Origin of the sequence: Acidovorax bellezanensis, from assembly GCF_025421555.1 — a bacterium.
Classification (GTDB): domain Bacteria; phylum Pseudomonadota; class Gammaproteobacteria; order Burkholderiales; family Burkholderiaceae_C; genus Comamonas; species Comamonas bellezanensis.
Map to the genome: position 1 here is coordinate 1 of NZ_JAODYH010000037.1, position 214 is coordinate 214.

At 64.0% G+C, this 214-nt stretch carries 1 protein-coding gene; it reads left to right on the top strand.

What is annotated here, in order from left to right:
- On the top strand, positions 1 to 214 hold a 214-nt coding region (locus tag N0K08_RS23200; RefSeq protein ID WP_261502803.1), incomplete at both ends, for a YDG domain-containing protein.

A 214-nucleotide genomic window follows, 5' to 3' on the forward strand; every position in this document is an offset into this window, starting at 1 on the left:
GCGTGACCGCGGGCAACAAGACCTATGACGGTACGACGACAGCCAGTCTGAGCGGCGGCATCTTGAACGGCCTGGTGGGTAACGAGACGCTGACCTTGACCGGTCAGTCGGGCGTCTTCAGCGATCAGAACGCGGGGGCAGGCAAGACCGTCACCGTGACGGGCGCCACATTGGGCAACGGCACGGGCCTGTCCAGCAACTACACGGTCAGCAA